This window comes from Citrobacter sp. Cpo090, assembly GCF_030332665.1.
In the GTDB taxonomy this organism is placed as follows: domain Bacteria; phylum Pseudomonadota; class Gammaproteobacteria; order Enterobacterales; family Enterobacteriaceae; genus Citrobacter; species Citrobacter portucalensis.
Map to the genome: position 1 here is coordinate 1 of NZ_JAOWHK010000033.1, position 19,360 is coordinate 19,360.

Below are 19,360 nucleotides of genomic sequence, written 5' to 3' on the forward strand. Positions count from 1 at the left end.
TTACTGGAATATAATATTCAACCTCAAACAAATAATCCTCTGCTGTTGATGTGTTATCTATAAACTTGAAGTGCTCAATATCAACTCCACGTTTTCGTTTAAGTCTATGCTTTGGCAGCATTTCCATATAAATTCGTCTGGAAGCAGAAGAATAGTCCACCCAGTTGCCCCGGAATGTGAAGTTTGCATATAACCCTGGCGGGTTTATTTGACTCTTCACCATTCTGGTTTGCTTGCCTTCCTGAGCCTTAATACCAATGAAAGTCGTAACATCAAGTTTATTATCATTTTTTCTTTTCGGTTCAAAGCTTGATAATAGATAAACATCTTCTTTGTAGTGATTTAAATTTCTAACTATTGCCTCCATTCTGAGTGGGTTACTGTCAATTGGCTTATCACTAATAAACTCACTATAATTAACTTCATAGCCCACAAAACTCATTTCTGGCAGTTCCACCAATCTTAATTCTGGCAAATCCTGAAAGTTAAAATTAAATGGTATTTTTAAGTTATTCAGACTCCAGCTTTCACTAAGCCTATACTCCCGAGGTGACACTCCAAACAATTTTTTAAATTCCCGAGAAAAAGACTGCTGTGAATCAAAAGCCAAATGATGTGCTATGTCGGTTGCAGATTGCGACGTTAACCTTAATCTAATAGCTGCCCGGGATAACCTTCGGTGCCGTATATACTGCCCAGGAGGCATATTTACATACTCTTTGAAAATCTCATGAATATGTCGCCTTGAGTATCCGGAGTATCTTACAATATCATCAATGGAAATACCTGATGAGACGTTCTCCTCAATCCATTCTACAATTGCTTTCATGGTCATTTCTTTCATTCAACCAACCCCGAAATTAACTCCTTATGGCAACCCTAAACCTTATAAAAGTAAGATTACACCTCAAATTTTGTAAAAACTTAGCTTTTTGAGCAGCACATAATCGAAAATAAGTCTGAATTATCTGAAGGTTTATCATGAAAATACTCGTTGCAGGGGCGACAGGAAGTATTGACTTTCATATCGTGAATACCACTATTAAAATGGTCCATCACCCCGTCGCTCTGGTCAGAACTATACGTAAAGTAAAATTGCTTCTCTTGGAAAGGTTTATTTTTACGGTGATGTTTCAATGCCTGAAAGACTCATCGAATTGACGAAAGGTATTAATGCCATCATCTTCACTCTCGGTTCCGATGGTCAGGCCCGTATTGGTGCCGGAACGATAGACTAATGGACCGCATCCGGCTTACGTTCGACATTAATAGGTAACTGATACAAGTTTCCATATGAACGACCAGCAACAGATTCCCAAAATTCACTATAGGTTGTTAAACATAGAGCATCGAGGTTGCCCTCGAGATGATTGGTATGAGACATGAGGGCTCTATAACTATTCCCTTAGCAGGTAGACTTTTACTGGGTACCTCCTCTTCCCCTCCAACCATAATGCCCTACCCTTGCCCAAATTCGAGTCGCTGCACGTTCACCATTCCTGCCTTTTCATCTGCACTGACATCAATTTGTGTCACCCGCAGCGCATATTTTTCGTTCAGCGTATTGAGCCAGTTCAGCAGATCATTAAACACCACAGGTTCTATCCAGACTTGAATATTCTCCCCGCGCTCGGCTATCCGCTTGATGACCACTGAGTGCGCGGAAGCACTGTCACTGATAACCCGGGACAGCTGAACGGGCGTTGTCGCGCCGGATTTTCGCGCAGCAATAATATCTGGCGCGGCGCTCTTCAACTGATTGTTCATGACCATTAATTGCTGCAACGTTGTCTCCTGTTGCTCAATCTGTTCGCTTAAAGGCAGCCAAACGAGGGAGTAATATCCGGCGCTAAACAGGAACACCACCGCGGCCAGCAACATGCCCTTTTCTCGCGGCGAACGCTCCGCCAGGTGTTGTGCCAGCCAGTGTTCGCCACGGCTTAACTGGCGTTCACGCCAATGCTGAAAATAGTGAATAAATTTATCGCGTAACATGTTATTTCCTCCGCAACGTTACGCCGCCGGAAACCGCACCACCCTCTTTCTGTAACGCGTCTTGCTGCACAACAAAATCTGCCGCCAGCGTGGTACGCAGTTTGTCGAAGCTGGCAAAGTTCGCGGCCCGTAGCTGGAGGTGAAGCGTCTGGCGTTTTTGATCAAAGGTGAAACCACGCATCTCGATGTCGGAAAGTGACGCTGATTTCAGGATACTGGCAATCGCTGACAACTCAGCGAGCAGATCGGTTTCGTCGGTCTGTGGGCGATATTTTTTCAGCGCCATCGTGACCTGAGAGCGCAAATTCACAATCCGCTTCTGCTCCGGGAACAGTGTTAAGAACTGTTTCTCAGCCTGGGCGCGACTTTGCGCCACCTGTTCGCTGACGCTCCATAACGCCACGCCCCGCTCCACTGCCAGAGCAACCAGAATCAGCAATATCGGCAGAATCATCACCCGCCAGCGCGCCCACTGTTTTCGATAGCTGACACGAGGCTGCCACGGCCCTGTCAGAAGATTCCCTTCAGGTTCGCCATAAGTGGTAATGGCGGGCTGAGCCGTAACTGTCAAGCGTTCGACGTCCGCACCAGCCCATGCAGATAGTTCTTCCGGTGCAATGCCGACCGCGGTTAGTGAAAGCGGTAAATCCTGCTCATTGAGCTGTGCGCGGAACATGACCGGAGCCAGCGCCCGCCCGGCGCTCCATCCCCGGCATTCATCGATGCGGCAGATAACCCGTTGCGCATCGCCAGCCATAAACCCACAAGGAATGGACATCCAGTCTGGCGCGACGGTAGCGCGGGTGATGCCGTTTTCCTGCAACCACTGCGCAATGTTGCACATATGCTGCTGGTTAATCACCGCTACGGTTGCCAGTTTCTGGTCGATTTTCAACGGGGCAAAATGCAGTTCGTCGATATCCTGGTTCAGCTCTTCTTCCAGTAAGGCTGGCAGAATATTCAGTATCTGCTTGCGTGCAACATCAGGCAGTTCAACCTGCCAGACGCTGATCCATTCGCCGGGAATGTAGAGTCGAATCGCATCAGTTTTCAGCCATTGCTGGAGACGTTCATCGGCGACGTCAGGCCAGGTGCCGTGCTCCACGTCGGGTGTACGGTGCTGCCAGCGGATGGGATCAGCGGTGCAAAGCGGGAAAAAAATCTCAAGCATGGAACTCACTCACTTTCTCCTGTCTGATGCCAGAGAATAGAAAAGTGTTGTGGACCCATGCGGACAATTAACGAATTCATCGTCAGTTCAATCTCATTCACGGTAATATCTGAACGCAGCCAGAAGTAATTGCTGTCCACGCTCAGGACGGTTTTTAGCTGTTTTTTAGTACGCTCATCGACGTCAGCGAGTAGCTGCTGTGCAAGAAACTGATCGACATCTTCCCAGCCCTTCGCCGGACGTTGTTGTAATAACGCCCGCGCCTGAACAGGGTTTAACCACGGGTCAAACAGCGCCTCAAGAATCACGCTTTGCGTGACGTCCAGGGTATTGATGTTGATTTGCTGGCGGGTCATCGGCAGCGCACAGACCAGCGGTTTCAGTTTTTGATAAAGTCCAGCGTCCATTCCCTGCACCACACGCATCTCGCTGATATCAGCCAGCGGTTGATTAGCAGCGTAGAAAGGCACCGAACGAGCGAGGTACTCGCTGTCTTCACGCCCCAGTCGCGTCTGCACGCTGCGATCTTCGTCAATAAATTCCCACAGGCTCTCGGCTATAAGTTCGGCCCGATAAGCAGGTACATCCAGACGAGAGATCAGGGTAATCAGCTGTTGCACCGCAAGCGGACGCGATTCCGTCGTCGGTTGAGCGAGGGCATTCAGGTTAAAGCAGGCTTGGGCGTCACGCAGAGTGACGGCGATTTGCCCCTGCGGCAGTGGGAAAAAACGAGGGCCAGAAGCCCACGGCTGTGCCAGATGCACGCGTTGTTCATCTTTCAGACTCAGACTAAGCGCGCTCAACGCCAGGCTTTCTGCACTGGCGCTGTACCACAGCGACTGCTGGTACTCCTGCTGGCTGCGCGTTCGCCCAAGTTGTTGTTGCATTCGCCCGGAAAGCGTGATGGTTACCAGCATCATGACCGCCAGCAATACCAGCACCACGACCAGTGCCATTCCGCGTTTTGGTGGTGAGGTGATCATGATAATTGCGGCCCGCGCAACAACCAGATGCGTTCAATATCGCCCCATTGCGGCGAATGCAGGGTCATACGCACCGCCACAGGGATCGCCTGCTGTGACGACCAACTCTCCTGCCAGCGTGTGCCGTCGTAGAACTGCAAACGAAGCGAATCCGCCGGGATTAATTTTTGCGTTGTTGGCTTCACGCTGCCTGCTGCATCGGTCAGCGGCCAGGCTAACCGTTCGAGATAACCATCATGAATGCGATAACCAACGGTGAGCAGATTACTGCGTGGCAGGCGCATCAACGGATTAACCACGCCGCCGCGCACAAAGCGCATTCCTTCACTCTCAGATGCCAGCACGCCAGCACCCGCCAGTAACGCTGGTTCACGCTGACCCTGTTCGCCTCTTACCGGACGCGGCATCATTTGTGTCAGATCGTGGTTTAAAAAACTCATCGTTTGCTGCATGAAATTTAGTTTTTGATCGTGTTCGACGACGGCGCTATTTACGCGCGTGACACCGTTTGTCACCTGCTGCGCCATCAGTGCCAGCGAGGCAAAAATGGCGATTGCTACCAGCATTTCCAGTAACGTAAAGCCAGAGCGAATCCTTTTCACTGCAGCCCTCCCACGGCGCTAAACCAGGCGCGTCGTGACTGAATCACCGGCGAAAAGTCTTCATTAAGGCTGACTTCAATATCCACCGCCTGTAGCAGCGCGTTGCCCGTATTCAGTGGGATCGTTCGCCAGTACCAGCGGTTTCCTGCCATGTCGCTCTCACCCTGATGCCTGACCGCCCGCTGCTCGCGGGTCATCAGGTAGAGCAGTGCGGTCTGGTTTTCGGCTACCCAGCCCGCTACCGTTTTCTCCTCAAGAACTTGCTGATTACTCAGCGCACCGCTGGCAATCTGTAACACCGCCGTGGCAGCTAGCGCAAAAATCGCCAGCGCGATAATCACCTCCAGCAACGTAAATCCACGCTTCATGGCATCCTCTCATCGCATTGATTGAGAGATAACGCGCCACCATGCGACAGTTTTACCGCCCAACATGCGTTTTGCGCCGCAGAGTAAAAGCGCAGCGTAAACGGCGTGACGGGTTCGAAAGGCGAGAAGCGGATCTGCGGCGTCTTCTTTTTCGCCTCTTTTTGCAGCTCCAGTTCAATATCGTGCAGCGTCAGGCGACGACGTTGCATCTCCAGTTCATACTCCTTCTGCCAGATATCACTTCCGGGTTGTAACAGCATCTGCACCTGTTTCGGCACCGTAACCTGTGCCGATGACCGGGTCGCAGAAACGGGCAACCACTGCCCCTGACGACGCTGCATAAACTGATAGCCAGGCGGGTCGATTAACACACCGAGTGTTTGCCCTTCGATCACCGCCTTGTCCTTAAACTGCGCAAAACGGGTCAGAAAATCCTGCGCCGCTTTTTTCGCGGGCGATTCAGAATCGGTCGCAAAAGTCTGTACCACGCCCGCACTGGCAAGGCCGATAAGGAAAATCACCAGCATGATTTCCAGAAGAGTGAATCCGCGTCCAGGCACTGATTACTGAAACTCCTGCAAATTCCAGTTACCGATATCTGCGGCAGCGCCTTCCCCGTTTTCCTGACCATCCGCCCCTAAGGTGTAAACATCAAACATCCCTTTTTCACCAGGGCTAAGATACTGATAATTATTGCCCCACGGATCTTTTGGCAGTCGTTTAATGTATCCACCGGTACGGTAGTTGCGGGGATCCGTCATATTGGCCGGTTGCTGGATCAGCGCCTCAAGCCCCTGTTCGGTGGTCGGATAACGCCCGTTATCCAGTCGGTACATATCCAGCGCGTTTTCCAGTGCCACGATATCACTGATGGTTTTTTGTCGATCTGCTTTCTCTTTGTTGCCTAAAAGGTTAGGCACAACCAGGCTTGCCAGAACGCCAAGAATAACAATCACTACCATCACTTCCAGCAGGGTAAAACCTGCCCGTGGTTTTTGTGTGCGGGATAACGAATTCATGTGATAACTCCGTAAATTACATTCCAACCATATTGTTCAGTTGCAGCATCGGTTCGAGGATGGCGATGACGATAAACAGGACCACGCCCGCCATCATCACCACCAGTGCCGGTTCAAACAGCCCCAGCGCCAACCCCACCTGGGTATCAAATTCCCGTTCCTGGTTGACAGCGGCCTGCTCAAGCATGGTTTCCAGCTCGCCGCTCTGTTCACCCGAGGCGATCATGTACAGCATCATCGGTGGGAACAGGTGCAACTCTGCCAGCGCAGCGCGCAGACTACTTCCTTCGCGGACGCGATCTGCCGCCAGCAGCAGTTGTTGCTCGACATAGCGATTTGCCGACACGGCGGCGGCGGTCTGAATGCCTTCCAGCAGTGGAACACTGCTGGCGGTAAGGATGCTTAAGGTTCGGGAAAAACGCGCCGTATTCAGCCCACGCGCAACACGCCCCGTCACAGGCAGGCGCAGCAAGGTTTTATCCCGGCGCAGTCGCATAGCAGGACTTTTGAGTAGCCGCTGCCCCAGTACCAAAAGCCCCAGCAAACCTGCCAGCCAGTAAACGCCGCTGGCCTGTAACGCATCGCTCATGGCGATAAGCGTGCGGGTGGAGGCGGGCAGCGCGTGTCCGAGATGATCGAACTGTTCGATAATTTTCGGCACTACTGCCGTCAGTAAAATAGTGACCACGCCCGTTGCCACCACCAGCAATACCAGTGGGTAGAGCATGGCCTGCAGCAGGCGTGACTTCAGGCGCTGCCGCTGTTCGGTGTAATCCGCCAGGCGATTGAGCACCACGTCGAGATGCCCGGACTTTTCTCCGGCAGCCACCATCGAACAAAACAGAGAATCAAAGACACGGGGATGTTCACGCAGGCTGTCCGACAGGGTATAACCTTCCTGAATCCGGCTGCGCAGCGCCATTCCAAGACTTTTTACATGCAGTTTTTCACTTTGCTCACTGACCGCCTGTAAGCAGGTTTCCAGCGGCATTGCTGCCTGTACCAGCGTTGCCAGTTGGCGAGTGAACAGCGCCAGATCTGCCGCCGCCACGCGACGATGTGCGTGTCGCTGACGCTGCAACAATCCCCCTGCTGAGGCATTCATCCTGGCTTCAATGTGCACGGGAATGAGCTCTTTACCGCGCAACAACTGACGGGCATGACGCGCGGAATCCGCCTCAATCATGCCTTTAGTTTTACGGCCATTGCGCTGTAGCGCCTGATAGTAAAACAGTGCCATTACGCCTCCATCGTTACCCGCAGAACTTCATCGAGAGAGGTTTCTCCGGCGAGTACTTTCTCAATGCCGTTGCTGCGGATACCGGCAGAGTGTTGCCGAACATAACGTTCCAGCTCCAGTTCCCCGGCCTGACGGTGGATCCAATCACGCAATGTGGCGTCCACCACGATCAGCTCGTGGATGGCAGTACGTCCGTGAAAACCTTTGTGATTACAGGCGGAGCAGCCCTGCGGATGGTACAGAGTGACGGTACGCGTGTCGGTAATTCCCAGCAGACGTTTTTCTTCGTCGGTGGCAGGCTGGGCCTGGCGGCAGTCGGGACACAGCGTGCGAACCAGTCGCTGCGCCATCACCCCCGTCAGACAGGAAGAGAGCAGGAAAGGCTCCACGCCCATATCCTGCAAACGCGTGATCGCCCCCACCGCCGTGTTGGTATGCAGCGTGGAAAGTACCAGGTGCCCCGTGAGCGATGCCTGGACGGCGATTTCTGCGGTTTCGGTATCGCGGATTTCACCGACCATCACCACATCCGGGTCCTGACGCAAAATCGCGCGCAGACCACGGGCAAAGGTCATGCCGACGCGGGTGTTGACCTGTGTCTGGCCTATCCCTTCAATCATGTATTCGATGGGGTCTTCAACTGTGAGAATGTTGCGCGAGTGGTTGTTCAGCTCCTGCAATCCGGCGTACAGCGTGGTGCTTTTGCCGGAACCTGTCGGCCCCGTCACCAGAAAGATGCCGTGCGGTTTGTGCAATAACTGGCGCAACTGCGCGGTCAGTTCATGACTCAGCCCCAGACGCTCCAGCGTCAGGCGGGCCTGGTTTTTGTCCAGCAGTCGCAGCACCACGCGCTCGCCCCAGGCGGAAGGCATGGTGGAGACACGCACATCAATCGCCCGACCGCCCAGCAGCAGCGCAATACGTCCATCCTGCGGTACGCGCTTTTCTGCAATATCCAGCCGAGCCATCACCTTAATACGCGAGACCAGCAGCGAGGCCAGTTTGCGCCCGGGGCGCAGCATTTCATGTAATGTGCCGTCAACACGAAAACGGATCACCAGACTCTTTTCAAATGTCTCGATGTGGATATCCGAAGCGCCTTCTTTAATCGCCTCTGCCAGCATGGCGTTAATCAGTTTGATGATCGGCGCATCGTCGTCACTTTCCAGCAGATCTTCAGTTTCCGGCAGTTCTTCTGCGAGGGTAAAAAAGTCCTCAGCAGAACCGAGATCTTCCATCAGCTGGCGAGCCTCGGAAGAGTCCCGCTGCCAGACCGCATTCAGTTGCTGTTCAAATTCGGCCTCGTCGATTTGCCGCAGCGTAAAAGGCGTGCTTATCCCCCGTTGCAGCTCCTGCAAGACTGAAAGCGACAGCGGATGCACATGGAGGATCTCCAGCGACGCTTCGCACCATGCAACCAGACTAAACCGACGGCTGAAACTGTAAGGCAGACGCACGGTGTTAGCGGTGGTTTCCTGTGCTACAGGCACCATTAACGCGTTCTCCCGGCATTAAGGAACGCGCGTACTTCCGGCGGTAATGCCTGGTTTTGCGCTGGCAGTACCGGCTGCGCGGTATGCGGCATCAGGCTTAAGCCTTGCTCATCGCGATAGATCTGTTCGGCACGCATGTAGTTATATTTGCGCTGCGACACGCCGTCTGCCGCCATACCGTCACGCAGGATGGTCGGGCGGATAAACACCATCAGATTGCGTTTTTCTTTTTTATCTGCCGTGGATTTAAACAGGTTACCAATCAACGGGATATCGCCCAGCAGAGGTACTTTCGCCACACTTTCTCCCGCCTGGTCGTCCATCAGACCGCCTAGCACGATCAGCTCACCATCGTTAGCTAGCACGGTGGTTTTCAGTTTGCGCTCACCAAACACGACATCGAGACTGGTCTGTCCTTCCACCTTCGAGACTTCCTGCTCAATCACCATCTGTACCGCGTTACCTTCGTTAATCTGCGGCGTGACTTTCAGCATGATGCCGACTTTTTTCCTCTCTACAGTATTGAAAGGATTGCTGTTATTGGAGCCAACGGTAGAGCCGGTTAATACCGGAACGTCCTGGCCCACCATGAAGAAGGCCTCCTGGTTGTCCAGCGTGGTGATGCTCGGCGTGGAGAGGACATTCGAGCTGGAGTCGTTTTTAACCGCCTGTACCAGCGCCATCCAGTCGCCTTTCACTACGCCAACCGCCGTACCGCTAAAGCCAGAAAGAAGCTGGGCGAGCGTGGAGAGATCGCCGTTGGTATCCGGGTTAATGGTGGTGGCACCATTTTCACTGATCACCGTGGAACCTTTCTGCGGTTTCGCCTGAGAAATCGCCGCCCCCAGCGTGCCAATAGGGATCTGCGTACCGTTGGCAAACTGCATTAATCCGGCATCTTTCGACGCCCACTGCACGCCGAAGTTGATATTGCTGCCTTCGGCAACTTCGACGATTAACGCCTCGACATGCACCTGAGCACGGCGAATATCCAGCTGTTCAATCACGCTTTGTAGCGACTGCATGATGTCCTGCGGCGCAGTAACAATCAGGGCATTACTATGTTTGCTGGCGGCGATGGAGACAACCTCACGCCCGCTACCGACCGTGCCTTCTGCCTCTTCTTTTGCGGCCGTGAGCGTGCCGCTGACCTGCTTCAGCACATCGACCAGATCTTCGGCTTTGCTGTATTTGAGATAGAAAACCTGGCTGTTGCCGCTGCGCTCCATTTCTGAATCCAGCCGACGGATCAGGCGGCGCATTTTGTCTCGGGTGGCGGGGTCACCACTGACAATCACACTGTTGGTGCGTTCGTCGGCGACAATTTGAGATTTCAGCGTCGCAGGCTGGTTCTCGCCGCTATTTTTAGTCAGGCTTTCCAGCACGCGGGCAATTTCCGAAGCCGAGGCGTTATCCAGAGGGATCACCTCTTCAGTGCGGTTTCCCGCATGATCCACGCGCTGGATCACTTCTGTCAGCCGTTCCACAACTGAGGCGCGTCCGGTGAGCATAATTACGTTGGAGGGATCGTAATTAACAACGTTGCCTGAGCCTGCGCTGTCGATCATCTGGCGCAGAATCGGTGCCAGCTCGCGTACCGACACATTACGTACCGGCACTACTTTGGTGACCATTTCATCGCCCGCATAGTTATCGCTACCTTCACCGACCAGCGGCAGCGGCTCGACTTTCGCGGCGCTGGATTTCACCACCTTCAGCACGTCGTTTTCCATCGATACGACGGCATACCCCTGCGCTTCCAGCAGGTTTAGGAATAGCTGGTAATACTGGCGTTCATTGAGCGGGGTCATGGTGCGAATACTTACTTTCCCCTGTACGCCAGGCCCCATAATGATGGTTTTATTGAGGTTAGCGCCAACGGTTTCGATGAACGATTTCAGGTCGGTATCCTTAAAATTGGCGGTGAAGGTTGCTTCTCCCGCCCAGACCGGTGAACTACATAATGCCGCTGCCAGCACCAGCGGCAGTAAACGCTTTTTTGTTTTGAGGCCAGTTGTCTTCTTACGCCAGACCGACAACGTAATATCACGCCAAAACACGATGAATGATTCTCCTGGATTAAATGCGGTTAGCGCAGCGCGATGGAAATGTCGTAGCGCGCACCCTTGCGTAAAACCGTAAGTTGAATGGAATCCATTGAAGGTAACTGCCGCATCAGAGCAATCATTGCTCGTGGATCAGTGAAATCCTGCTGATTTAGCGCAATGGCGATATCGCCGTCCTTGAAACCGCTGGCATCGAACAGAGAACGATCTACCCCCGGCTTCACTGCATAACCGACAATCCCCTCCTTACGCACAGGCGTAAGCTGGATATAGTTAAAAATTTTCTGCGGATCTTTCGCCAGTTCCTGACGCACGGCGGCCGGGATCTCAACTGGCGCACTGGCAGCAGGCTCAGCAACAGCTTGCTTTGCTTCGTTACTGACGGCTTTTTTGTTGGTCACGGCTAGAGTGGAACGCTCCTCTTCTGTCAGACTCAGGCGCTCCATTTTTCCCTGATAGCGCAGCATCACATGGTCGCGATTGATTTCCTCGATCACCGCGTTGTGAGAGGCCAGCGTTTCGCCCTGCAAATAAACCTGCTGTTTGCCGCCTTCTTCAATAACCGCGCCAGGTCTGGCACCAAAGGCGATCCCGCGCAGTACCACGTTAAGACGCGTTTCTGCCACAGGCACAGGTTCGGGTTGTTTTACCGGCGCGGCGATGGGCTGAAACTTGCCAAACCAGTTTTGTTGGCTGATTAATTGCATGTCTTTTTTATTGAACGTTTTTGCATCCGCACGAGTCGGTTTATTCACCGATGGGGAAACCGCCGTATATTCCGCAGAAAAGGAAATATAGCGCCAGAGTGAATACGCCATTTTTGCAGAAATAGTAAGCAGCATCAGCCAGAACATCGCGCGTACAATTTTTCGCAGATGCTCTTTGTCTGTATTAAGAGATTGTCTCTGGCTAAGAGTGTGACGAAATTTAGTCAGCCATTGAATGAAATAAATTCGTGCGTCACGAAAAACAACCCGCGCCAATTTAAATCTACCCGACGTTATGCTTTGACTATTCCACAGGTGGTGCGATCCAGTTTCCGCTGATACTGGTTACCTGTACGTGTATCATTAATCGTTATGCTGTAATTAATTCCCTCGGTGATCATCAATTTCACCGTCGGGTCAGCGCACATTTGCCGTTGATAACTGGTTAAAAAGACATCAGGCGTCTGCGTGGTCTGGGCACCCGCTTCGCTGATAATCGTCATTTTTACCGTTGTACCGCTACTTTGCGCCAGCACTAAGGTATATCCCGCAGATTTAATTGGCAGATTTTGGCTGATATTTTGAGCCTGTTTTTTCGCCAGCAAACTGGCGTGTTCATTATGGCTGGCGCAGCCACTTAATAATCCTGTAACGCTTAACAATAGCAATATTGATGCCCACCCCGGCATCTTTTTTATCGACATGACGAATAATTCCCAAGGTTATTAATTAGAGTAAAAATGTAACTCCGATAATTATGTGTCCATCATTAAAGCATTTCCTGTAAATAAATTGTTGCTATACCACCCAGACTTAAACACGGTCCAAAAGGCAGCTCCGTTGATCCTTTTTTTGTAATAACAGCATATATCAGGCCGCTGCATGATGCGATTAATGCAACATTAGGCAGAGACAACGCCCCCACCCAACCACCTAAAGCAGCGAAGAGTAATACATCGCCCATGCCTAATGCTTCTTTACGAAGAATTAATCCGGCCAGCCAACGCAGTGAGTAAAAGGTGACAAACCCCACCAGTACGCCGGTGACTGCTTCTTGTAACGTTAGCGGGCTCTGCTGTCCCCATGCCGCAATCAGCCCAGTCCACAACACGCCCTGAGTAAAGATATCGGGCAGCCATTGGTGATCGAGGTCAATAATGCTCGCGGCAATCAGCCAGGCGGATAATATCATCACGGCCAGCGCCCATCCACTGTCCGAACAGACCTGACTCGTCAGCAAAAAAACGAGTGCCGTCAATAACTCGACCAACGGATAACGTTTGCTAATTTTCGCCTGACAGTCACGGCAGCGCCCTTTGAGTATCAGCCATGAGAGTATCGGAATATTGTCACGAACGCGGATAGTCTGCTTGCAATGCGGACAGTGCGAGCGTGGCAGCACCAGACTCGTTTTAGGCTGCGTGTTCGGCGTTTCATCCTGAAACTCAGCCATTTGTTGGCGTAGCATGATGGGGTAACGCCAAATCACCACATTCAAAAAACTGCCGATGATCAATCCTCCGACTGTTGCCAGTATGGGCATCACAGCGGGGTATTGCTGAAAAACATCAAAAAGCATAGCTAAATTTTATTTGTTATAACTTACCAGATGCGGCGTGAACACTCATCCGGCCTACAGGAGTATGCCAACGCAATCAATCACGGCTTCGCCTGTAGGCCCGATAAGCTAGCACATCGGGTACATGTGTTGACCCGGTGCAACTATTTCATGTCGGATGCGGCGTGAACGCCTTTTCCGGCCCATTATGGCTTATTCGACTGACATCTTATGCTCGGTAACCTTATTAATGATTTCCGGCCCTTGTTCCGGTTTCGGCAGATTAAGCGACGCGAGCGTGTTGTAAGCCGAATGGCTCACTCCCCCCCCGAAGCTCATCTCGCTTGCCCCCGGCAGTTGGTAAGCATTCGCGCCCGGATTCCATTTCTTAAAGAACTCCGAAAGGTCCGTCTGGGCTACCCAGGAGGCGCACAGCATTAGCATGTCTGCAGCGTTACCGTTGGATTCAGCGCAGTAATTCTTACCGCCAAAAGTGCTGTTACCAACCTCATCGCCGCGTGCTTTGCGGTGCATCAGCTGGAACAGGTTCCAGCCTTTCATTCCTTCACGCTCACTGTAGAATGCTGGCAGGGCACCATCTGGATACCACTTCTTAATATCAAAGTTTTTCTCTGCCCATTCCTTCAGCTGTGCGTACATCAGCAGACGGTCACCCGCACCGCCACGCGCCCATGCCTGGCCCTTGCTCTCCTCCAGATATTCCGGTGCAACGGCAATGTCGTCAGCGACACGGTTCATCTTGCCGAGATAGCGATCCTGCATGTACAGCGCCAGCACGTTGTTCGCCACTTCGGTCGCGCCCGGTATAGTCAGCGGTGTTTCTGCGGCGTTATGTCCTACTTCATGCCAGATCAGCCAGTCATTCAACGGCGTCGTCGGCAGCGTGGTACTGTTCGGCGAGAAGCTACTGTTCATCACCGGATAACCAGAGTGCGCGTCACCAATAGATATCTGCACATCGTTGGTGAAACGGTGTTTGTGACCCGGCAAGTTTTTAAAGGTAAACATCCGGTGCTTATCGTTTTCACTATCACGACCGTAGAAATCATTCATTGAGCTGGCAAAGGTATCCAGATCGTTAGCGAATTCTGCTACGCCGCCAGTGTAATTGCTGGCATTCAGGTTCTTCTTCGGTGTGGTATAGACGAACGACGTAGACTCCAGTTCGCCCAGCGGGGCTGGGGAGTTCAGATCGTGTTGCCACTTACCGTCTTTATAGAACGGCGCTTTTACCACACCGGTAAAGGTGAAGTCAGCTGATTGCACCTCTTGGCTGTTGCTCTTGATATAAATCAGACCACCGTAAGGGACTTTGAACGTCACCTTATCATTGGCTTTCAGGTCATAGGTTTTGGTCACTCTGGGCGGACGATTCAGGCTAGCTTCATGCTTCTCTCGTCCTGTCAGGTCGTCGGCCAGCGCAACAGTCACGGTCACAGGAACTGTCGCCTTTGACTCAATGCTGACTTCCTGCTGGGCAGGTGCCCACAAACCTGTTGACTGCATATTACCTGCAAACCATTTGGTTGGATCTGAGTACAAGTTGATGTTTTGTGTGACGGTTTCGCCGTTTGTATTCACCACTCCCGGATACTTCTCAACATCAACTTTGATGTTCAGATCCCACCAGGAACGGCCCAGCATCAGGCGTGTCAGCGGTTTTTCCATATAGTTGAGCGGGTAGCTCGGGTTCATCATTCCCGCTTTGCTGCTTTCATCACCGTAAATCATCTTGTTATCGATCAGCGATTTTTTCAGCTCAGCAGAACACTGCGTGCCAAAATATGCATTGTTGGTGTAGCAGTTCAGGAATTCAGTGAACGTTTTAAAGCCCAGCTCGTCTTCTTTACCCTCTTCATAACGATATTTCGTTTCGTTCCACAGCCAGACGGACATGTTTTGGTATAAACGTTCCAGATCAACGCTATTGAGACGCTCACCCTGACGGCCATTGGTGCGGAAATAAAGCTCATGCTGATACAGACGCTGAATGTTGGTGCCTAAATCCGCAGCCTGCAGCATCGCTTTCGCAGTATCAGCCCCCAGATCCAGCTGCGTATACTGCGGAACATACATGTTACCGGTTACCGGCACACCCGTGCCTGGACGGTATTCCAGACAGTTAACCTCATAGTGGTAGTCAGAATCCTTACATTCCTCCAGCCCAGGGAACGCATCCAGAATTCTCTTTTTCGCCGCCGCCAGCGACTCAGGCGTTTTGTGGTCGGCTTCATCAATAAAGGCGAATTGAGTTACCTGTTTACCCTCAACTTCTTCCTGCCAGCTGGCAACTTCCAGCTTCGGTTTGTCATCAGGTTTGTTTTCTTGCTGATATTTCCAGATAACTTCTTTCGTGGCGTCATCAATGGTATACGGTAGTTTACCATCGACAGCCGGATAACGCTCATAGACCCAAATTGGTGTTGAACGTCGTTGACGAACGCGGTCCGGGTAGCCTTGCGGATCGTTATTTACCACCGACTTGTTAAGCGCCATCGACAAACCTGCGGCATCAAGCAGACGTACAAAGCCAGATGCGCTCTCTTCCTTAAGATTGCTCATCACGTTTTCCATGATCAGCACTGATCCACCTTTGTTCATATAGGCGATCAAATCTGTCACATCCTGTTGAGTCAGCTTCGGTTTGCTGGTATCTGCTCGCAGAGGAATGGAGTAAGGATCGTTACCCCATTGTGTGACGTATTCAAAGCCATTGAGGATCAACAGAGGAACTTCATCTGGATTCAGATTGCCATAGCTGGTCATCGGTTTGACCGTGATGCCAGCGAAATCCTTGTGGAACCCAAACGGTGCGCTATTTCCCAGCACCTGACCATGTTTTTTGAAATACACCGTATCCAGGTTAGTACCCACGGTCATATTGGATTTTGCATCCGGCAACCAACGTTCATTTGACAGATAGCGCAGCACGTTCTCCATGAAGTTCTTCATATCGCCCGGATCGCTGTTAAGCGTACATTGTCCATCTTTATTAACGCCCCCGTTCCAGCTATAACCGTTCGGACAACGCAGGATGCTGTTGTAGTACGGGTTGCCAAGAACCATCAGCTTACCATCGCCTACTTGGCCCAGCGAAATAAACGGCAGATTGAAGGTGGCAGTTTTGCGTGTTACGTTCTCTGGCCGTACAATAGAGGGGGCTTCAGTAATGTACGCCAGTTCATTTTTATCCCAAGCACGTTTCTCGCCAAAGGCAAGCCAGTAGTTTTTATCATTACGAGCCATCAAAATAGGGAATGCTGCGTTGGAGATATTCACCACCGCCTGACCACGCGCGTTACCAGTACTACCGTAGAAGTTAGTGGAGTCATGGAAGACGTGAAATTTAGTGACAGATTTATAGTTCGTATCCACGCCCCACAGCTTATTGATAGTACTCTGGATCTGCCCTTCATTAACATTGCGCGTCGTTAATGAGAACCAGCGAGCCAGATTACAACCTTCGATTTTCGCACAGATTGCAGTATCAATTTCTTTTGCCTGGCCAGTTTTTAATTGCGCGATAAATGCATTTGGCAACGTAACGACTTGATCACCGTTATTCAACGTCGCACCATTGGATAGCGAGAGATTGATGATTTCGTTGATCACATTAGGATATTCGGCGAAGATCTTGCGCACATCGGCTGGAACAATACGAGTATTATTTTGCCCGGTCGTCGAATAGCGGTGAATTAGCTGATCGATATTCGCCCCGCGAACTTCGTCCCCCAGTTCCGTCAGCGTAATGGTCGACTTGTTGCCACGTACTGAGCCAAGCTCAAAGGTGTCGATACCAAAGGAGATGGTTTCTCCCCAACTAAAGGAGAACTCACCGTTTTCACCGGTTACACCGCGGCCGGAGTTGGTGTAGTAGTTTATGCCAACAACACCATTGCCCTGGCTATCTACCAGTCGGCCTGTGGAGAGAATTATTTCTTTTGGCTGGTACTGATAAAACTGCTCCGCGTTAGCCGATACGAAGGAAGCGTTAAGATCCGGCGTTGTTCCCGGTGTTGTTGCTGGTACTACCGGTGACGTATGAGTGGATGGTGCTTTATCTGTTGCAGGATTATTATCTATCTCTTCATTCACTAACTTGCTGAAATCGTCGGCTGCCAGCTCAATTTGCTTATACAGTTTTTCAAAGCGCACGCGATCGAGCACTGATGAGAAAGTCAAACAAAGCTGTTCTGCATCGGCCGGACAGCTGTTGCTGGATGTCACCAGCGAGACCGCATTAGTTTTCTTATTTTCAGAGCTTGCCAGCTCTTTCGCATCCTCAAGACTAAACGATACTTTTTCAACCGTACGCAAGCTACGTGCAATTTCTGATTGGGTGTCAAAGGTAGCAATTGCTGTACTACCAACCACACAACTGACAGTTTCGCCTAGCGTAAAAGTAAAGCCGTTACTGGGTTCACCATTACAGGTAGCACCAATTACCCGCTGGCTTCCGCCTAACGTCAAATAGCCAGTTTGAGTAACAATTGGCGATGGCGATGGCGATGGCGATGGCGATGGCGATGGTGATGGTGATGGTGATGGTGAAGAGTTACTCCCTGAATCGGAAGGTAGATTATTGGATGACGATCCACCACTATCACAAGCGGTTAATAGAATTGTACCCAAGATAATAGCTAAACTTGATTTTTTATATTTAGACTGATTCATTAATAACATATGTTTTTATCAAAAAGTAAGAACAGTGATTATTGGTTGAAATATCCGATCTTAGATTAAGATATATTACCCCCAACTACCTCAGAATAACATCACGGCATTTTCATTCCAAAATATTACGAGATAAAAAACAAATCAACATCAACAAACTAAATGCTACTAAAGACAAAAATAAAAATCAATATTGTTTAATTAACTTCACATCGGTTAATGTTACATCTATCATTCGGTTTTTTCGAACATTAATGATAAATACATCATGTTAAACCAAGAAATAGTAACAAATGCAATGGTATAATATTTCTTTATATAACTCACATACAACTAGTAGAACGGCTTTGTATTGTTAGGAAAAATCTATACGGACACTATACTTAACAATGACAATAGAGATGGATAATTAAAATATGAGAAAGCTATCACATTATTTATATGATAGCCTTCTCAATATATTAAAATTAACCTATGTATTGATTAATTAATAGATATGCTTAACTCCCGCTTAATAGTTCTCCCAACAAGATCGTCAATTATATCAATACTATACTTAGTAATTCCTTGTGTCGCTTGTGGCGTACCACTCAATATCATAGTTGAGTCCTGGAGAAGCTCAATCTGCATACCTGCTGGTAAATTAGGGGTTACAGAATAACGATAACGACCACTTCCTCCATTGATGGAAAGCACTTCAAAACTGGAATCTACCCCAACTTTTAGCGTCTTGCTGTATGTTGTTTGCTTTACAGTAAAGTTTGGTACAACACTTAGTTCAAATGTCGCCATATCTTCAGCGCCTGATTTATTATCGCGAATAGTCATGGTAAACCTTGTCTCTGGGAATAGAGATGAAGGGGTTCCACTGATGTTGCCATTTGTTGAATTAAGGCCTAAGCCAGCGGGCAGTGCTGGAGAAACACTAAACGTTACACTTCCCCCTGTAGGTGATACAGCAGTAATTGGAGTGTAGTTCAATGAAGAATTTACAATTGCAGCTCGTTGTGGAGTGTTAACTGTAATAATTGGCCCATTGACTGTTGCAAGAGTCAACGTGAATTTTCTGGTCGGGCTACCATTACTGTCAGTAACAGACAATTGGTAGGCGGTCGCTGAAGTAACTACACTGGTTGTTCCAGAAATCACCCCCGTGGAAGCGTCAAGCGTGAGACCTGCTGGCAATGCTGGGGATATGCTGACAATCGGCCCCACACCTCCACTAATGCTCAATGGAGCAAAGTTAACAGAGCTACCTGTTGCTATGTTACGGTTATAAACTTGTTGCTGGATACTCAACGCCGGAGCAACTCCCAGAGTAATATCTGCCGACTCTTCTGCTCCCGAAGCCCCATCACGCACCGTTATAGTGTAATTACTTTGACCTACTGGAGCAGTAGGAGTACCAGTAATTGTGCCATTTGTAGAATTTAGCCCCAAACCAGCCGGTAATGCCGGCGATA

Annotated in this window: 16 protein-coding genes and 1 pseudogene; 1 reads left to right on the forward strand and 16 read right to left on the reverse strand. The window is 50.4% G+C overall.

Annotated features, from left to right (window positions below):
* The coding region (locus tag OGY83_RS17610) for a helix-turn-helix domain-containing protein (RefSeq protein ID WP_286636446.1) at window positions 1-844 on the reverse strand (844 nt) is incomplete at its 3' end.
* Window positions 845-981: 137 nt separating this feature from the next.
* On the opposite strand from OGY83_RS17610, the pseudogene OGY83_RS17615 reads away from it, so the two are divergent.
* Window positions 982-1,235 (forward strand): annotated as a pseudogene (locus OGY83_RS17615) (NAD(P)H-binding protein); the annotation flags it as partial.
* Window positions 1,236-1,458: 223 nt separating this feature from the next.
* On the opposite strand, the gene yghD reads toward OGY83_RS17615, so the two are convergent.
* The 15 genes from yghD to OGY83_RS17690 all read right to left on the reverse strand — a co-directional run.
* Window positions 1,459-1,995, reverse strand: a complete 537-nt coding sequence (gene yghD, locus OGY83_RS17620) for a GspM family type II secretion system protein YghD (RefSeq protein WP_286636447.1) — start codon at window positions 1,993-1,995, stop codon at window positions 1,459-1,461.
* 1 nt (window position 1,996) lies between these two features.
* Entirely contained in the window at window positions 1,997-3,175 is a 1,179-nt protein-coding gene (gene gspL, locus OGY83_RS17625) for a type II secretion system protein GspL (protein ID WP_286636449.1), read from the reverse strand.
* Complete coding sequence (gene gspK / locus OGY83_RS17630; RefSeq protein WP_286636451.1) at window positions 3,172-4,149, reverse strand: type II secretion system minor pseudopilin GspK; 978 nt, start codon at window positions 4,147-4,149, stop codon at window positions 3,172-3,174. The genes gspL and gspK overlap by 4 nt, the downstream gene beginning before the upstream one ends.
* A complete protein-coding gene (gspJ, locus tag OGY83_RS17635; protein WP_286636453.1) occupies window positions 4,146-4,751 on the reverse strand; it encodes a type II secretion system minor pseudopilin GspJ in 606 nt (201 codons plus the stop codon). The genes gspK and gspJ overlap by 4 nt, the downstream gene beginning before the upstream one ends.
* On the reverse strand, window positions 4,748-5,119 hold the full coding sequence (gene gspI / locus OGY83_RS17640; RefSeq protein WP_286636454.1) for a type II secretion system minor pseudopilin GspI: 372 nt from the start codon (window positions 5,117-5,119) through the stop codon (window positions 4,748-4,750). Before gspI ends, gspJ begins: the two co-directional genes overlap by 4 nt.
* The gene (gene gspH / locus OGY83_RS17645; RefSeq protein ID WP_286636455.1) at window positions 5,116-5,679 is read right to left on the reverse strand and encodes a type II secretion system minor pseudopilin GspH; all 564 of its coding nucleotides are present in this window, start codon (window positions 5,677-5,679) and stop codon (window positions 5,116-5,118) included. The genes gspI and gspH overlap by 4 nt, the downstream gene beginning before the upstream one ends.
* Before the next feature lie 3 nt (window positions 5,680-5,682).
* Window positions 5,683-6,138, reverse strand: a complete 456-nt coding sequence (gene gspG, locus OGY83_RS17650; RefSeq protein WP_286636456.1) for a type II secretion system major pseudopilin GspG — start codon at window positions 6,136-6,138, stop codon at window positions 5,683-5,685.
* Between the two features lie 16 nt (window positions 6,139-6,154).
* A complete protein-coding gene (gene gspF, locus OGY83_RS17655; RefSeq protein ID WP_286636457.1) occupies window positions 6,155-7,378 on the reverse strand; it encodes a type II secretion system inner membrane protein GspF in 1,224 nt (407 codons plus the stop codon).
* Complete coding sequence (gspE, locus tag OGY83_RS17660) at window positions 7,378-8,871, reverse strand: type II secretion system ATPase GspE (RefSeq protein ID WP_286636458.1); 1,494 nt, start codon at window positions 8,869-8,871, stop codon at window positions 7,378-7,380. The genes gspF and gspE overlap by 1 nt, the downstream gene beginning before the upstream one ends.
* The gene (gspD, locus tag OGY83_RS17665) at window positions 8,871-10,931 is read right to left on the reverse strand and encodes a type II secretion system secretin GspD (protein ID WP_286636460.1); all 2,061 of its coding nucleotides are present in this window, start codon (window positions 10,929-10,931) and stop codon (window positions 8,871-8,873) included. Before gspD ends, gspE begins: the two co-directional genes overlap by 1 nt.
* Window positions 10,932-10,960: 29 nt before the next feature.
* Window positions 10,961-11,920: a type II secretion system protein GspC gene (gspC, locus tag OGY83_RS17670; RefSeq protein ID WP_286636462.1), complete on the reverse strand. Its 960-nt coding sequence runs from the start codon at window positions 11,918-11,920 to the stop codon at window positions 10,961-10,963.
* Between the two features lie 17 nt (window positions 11,921-11,937).
* Window positions 11,938-12,348: a type II secretion system pilot lipoprotein GspS-beta gene (gene gspS2 / locus OGY83_RS17675; RefSeq protein WP_286636463.1), complete on the reverse strand. Its 411-nt coding sequence runs from the start codon at window positions 12,346-12,348 to the stop codon at window positions 11,938-11,940.
* A 65-nt stretch (window positions 12,349-12,413) separates the two neighbouring features.
* Entirely contained in the window at window positions 12,414-13,223 is an 810-nt protein-coding gene (locus tag OGY83_RS17680) for a prepilin peptidase (protein WP_286636465.1), read from the reverse strand.
* 192 nt (window positions 13,224-13,415) lie between these two features.
* Window positions 13,416-17,897, reverse strand: a complete 4,482-nt coding sequence (gene sslE / locus OGY83_RS17685) for a lipoprotein metalloprotease SslE (RefSeq protein WP_286636466.1) — start codon at window positions 17,895-17,897, stop codon at window positions 13,416-13,418.
* A 483-nt stretch (window positions 17,898-18,380) separates the two neighbouring features.
* The coding region (locus OGY83_RS17690; protein ID WP_286636468.1) for a putative Ig domain-containing protein at window positions 18,381-19,360 on the reverse strand (980 nt) is incomplete at its 5' end.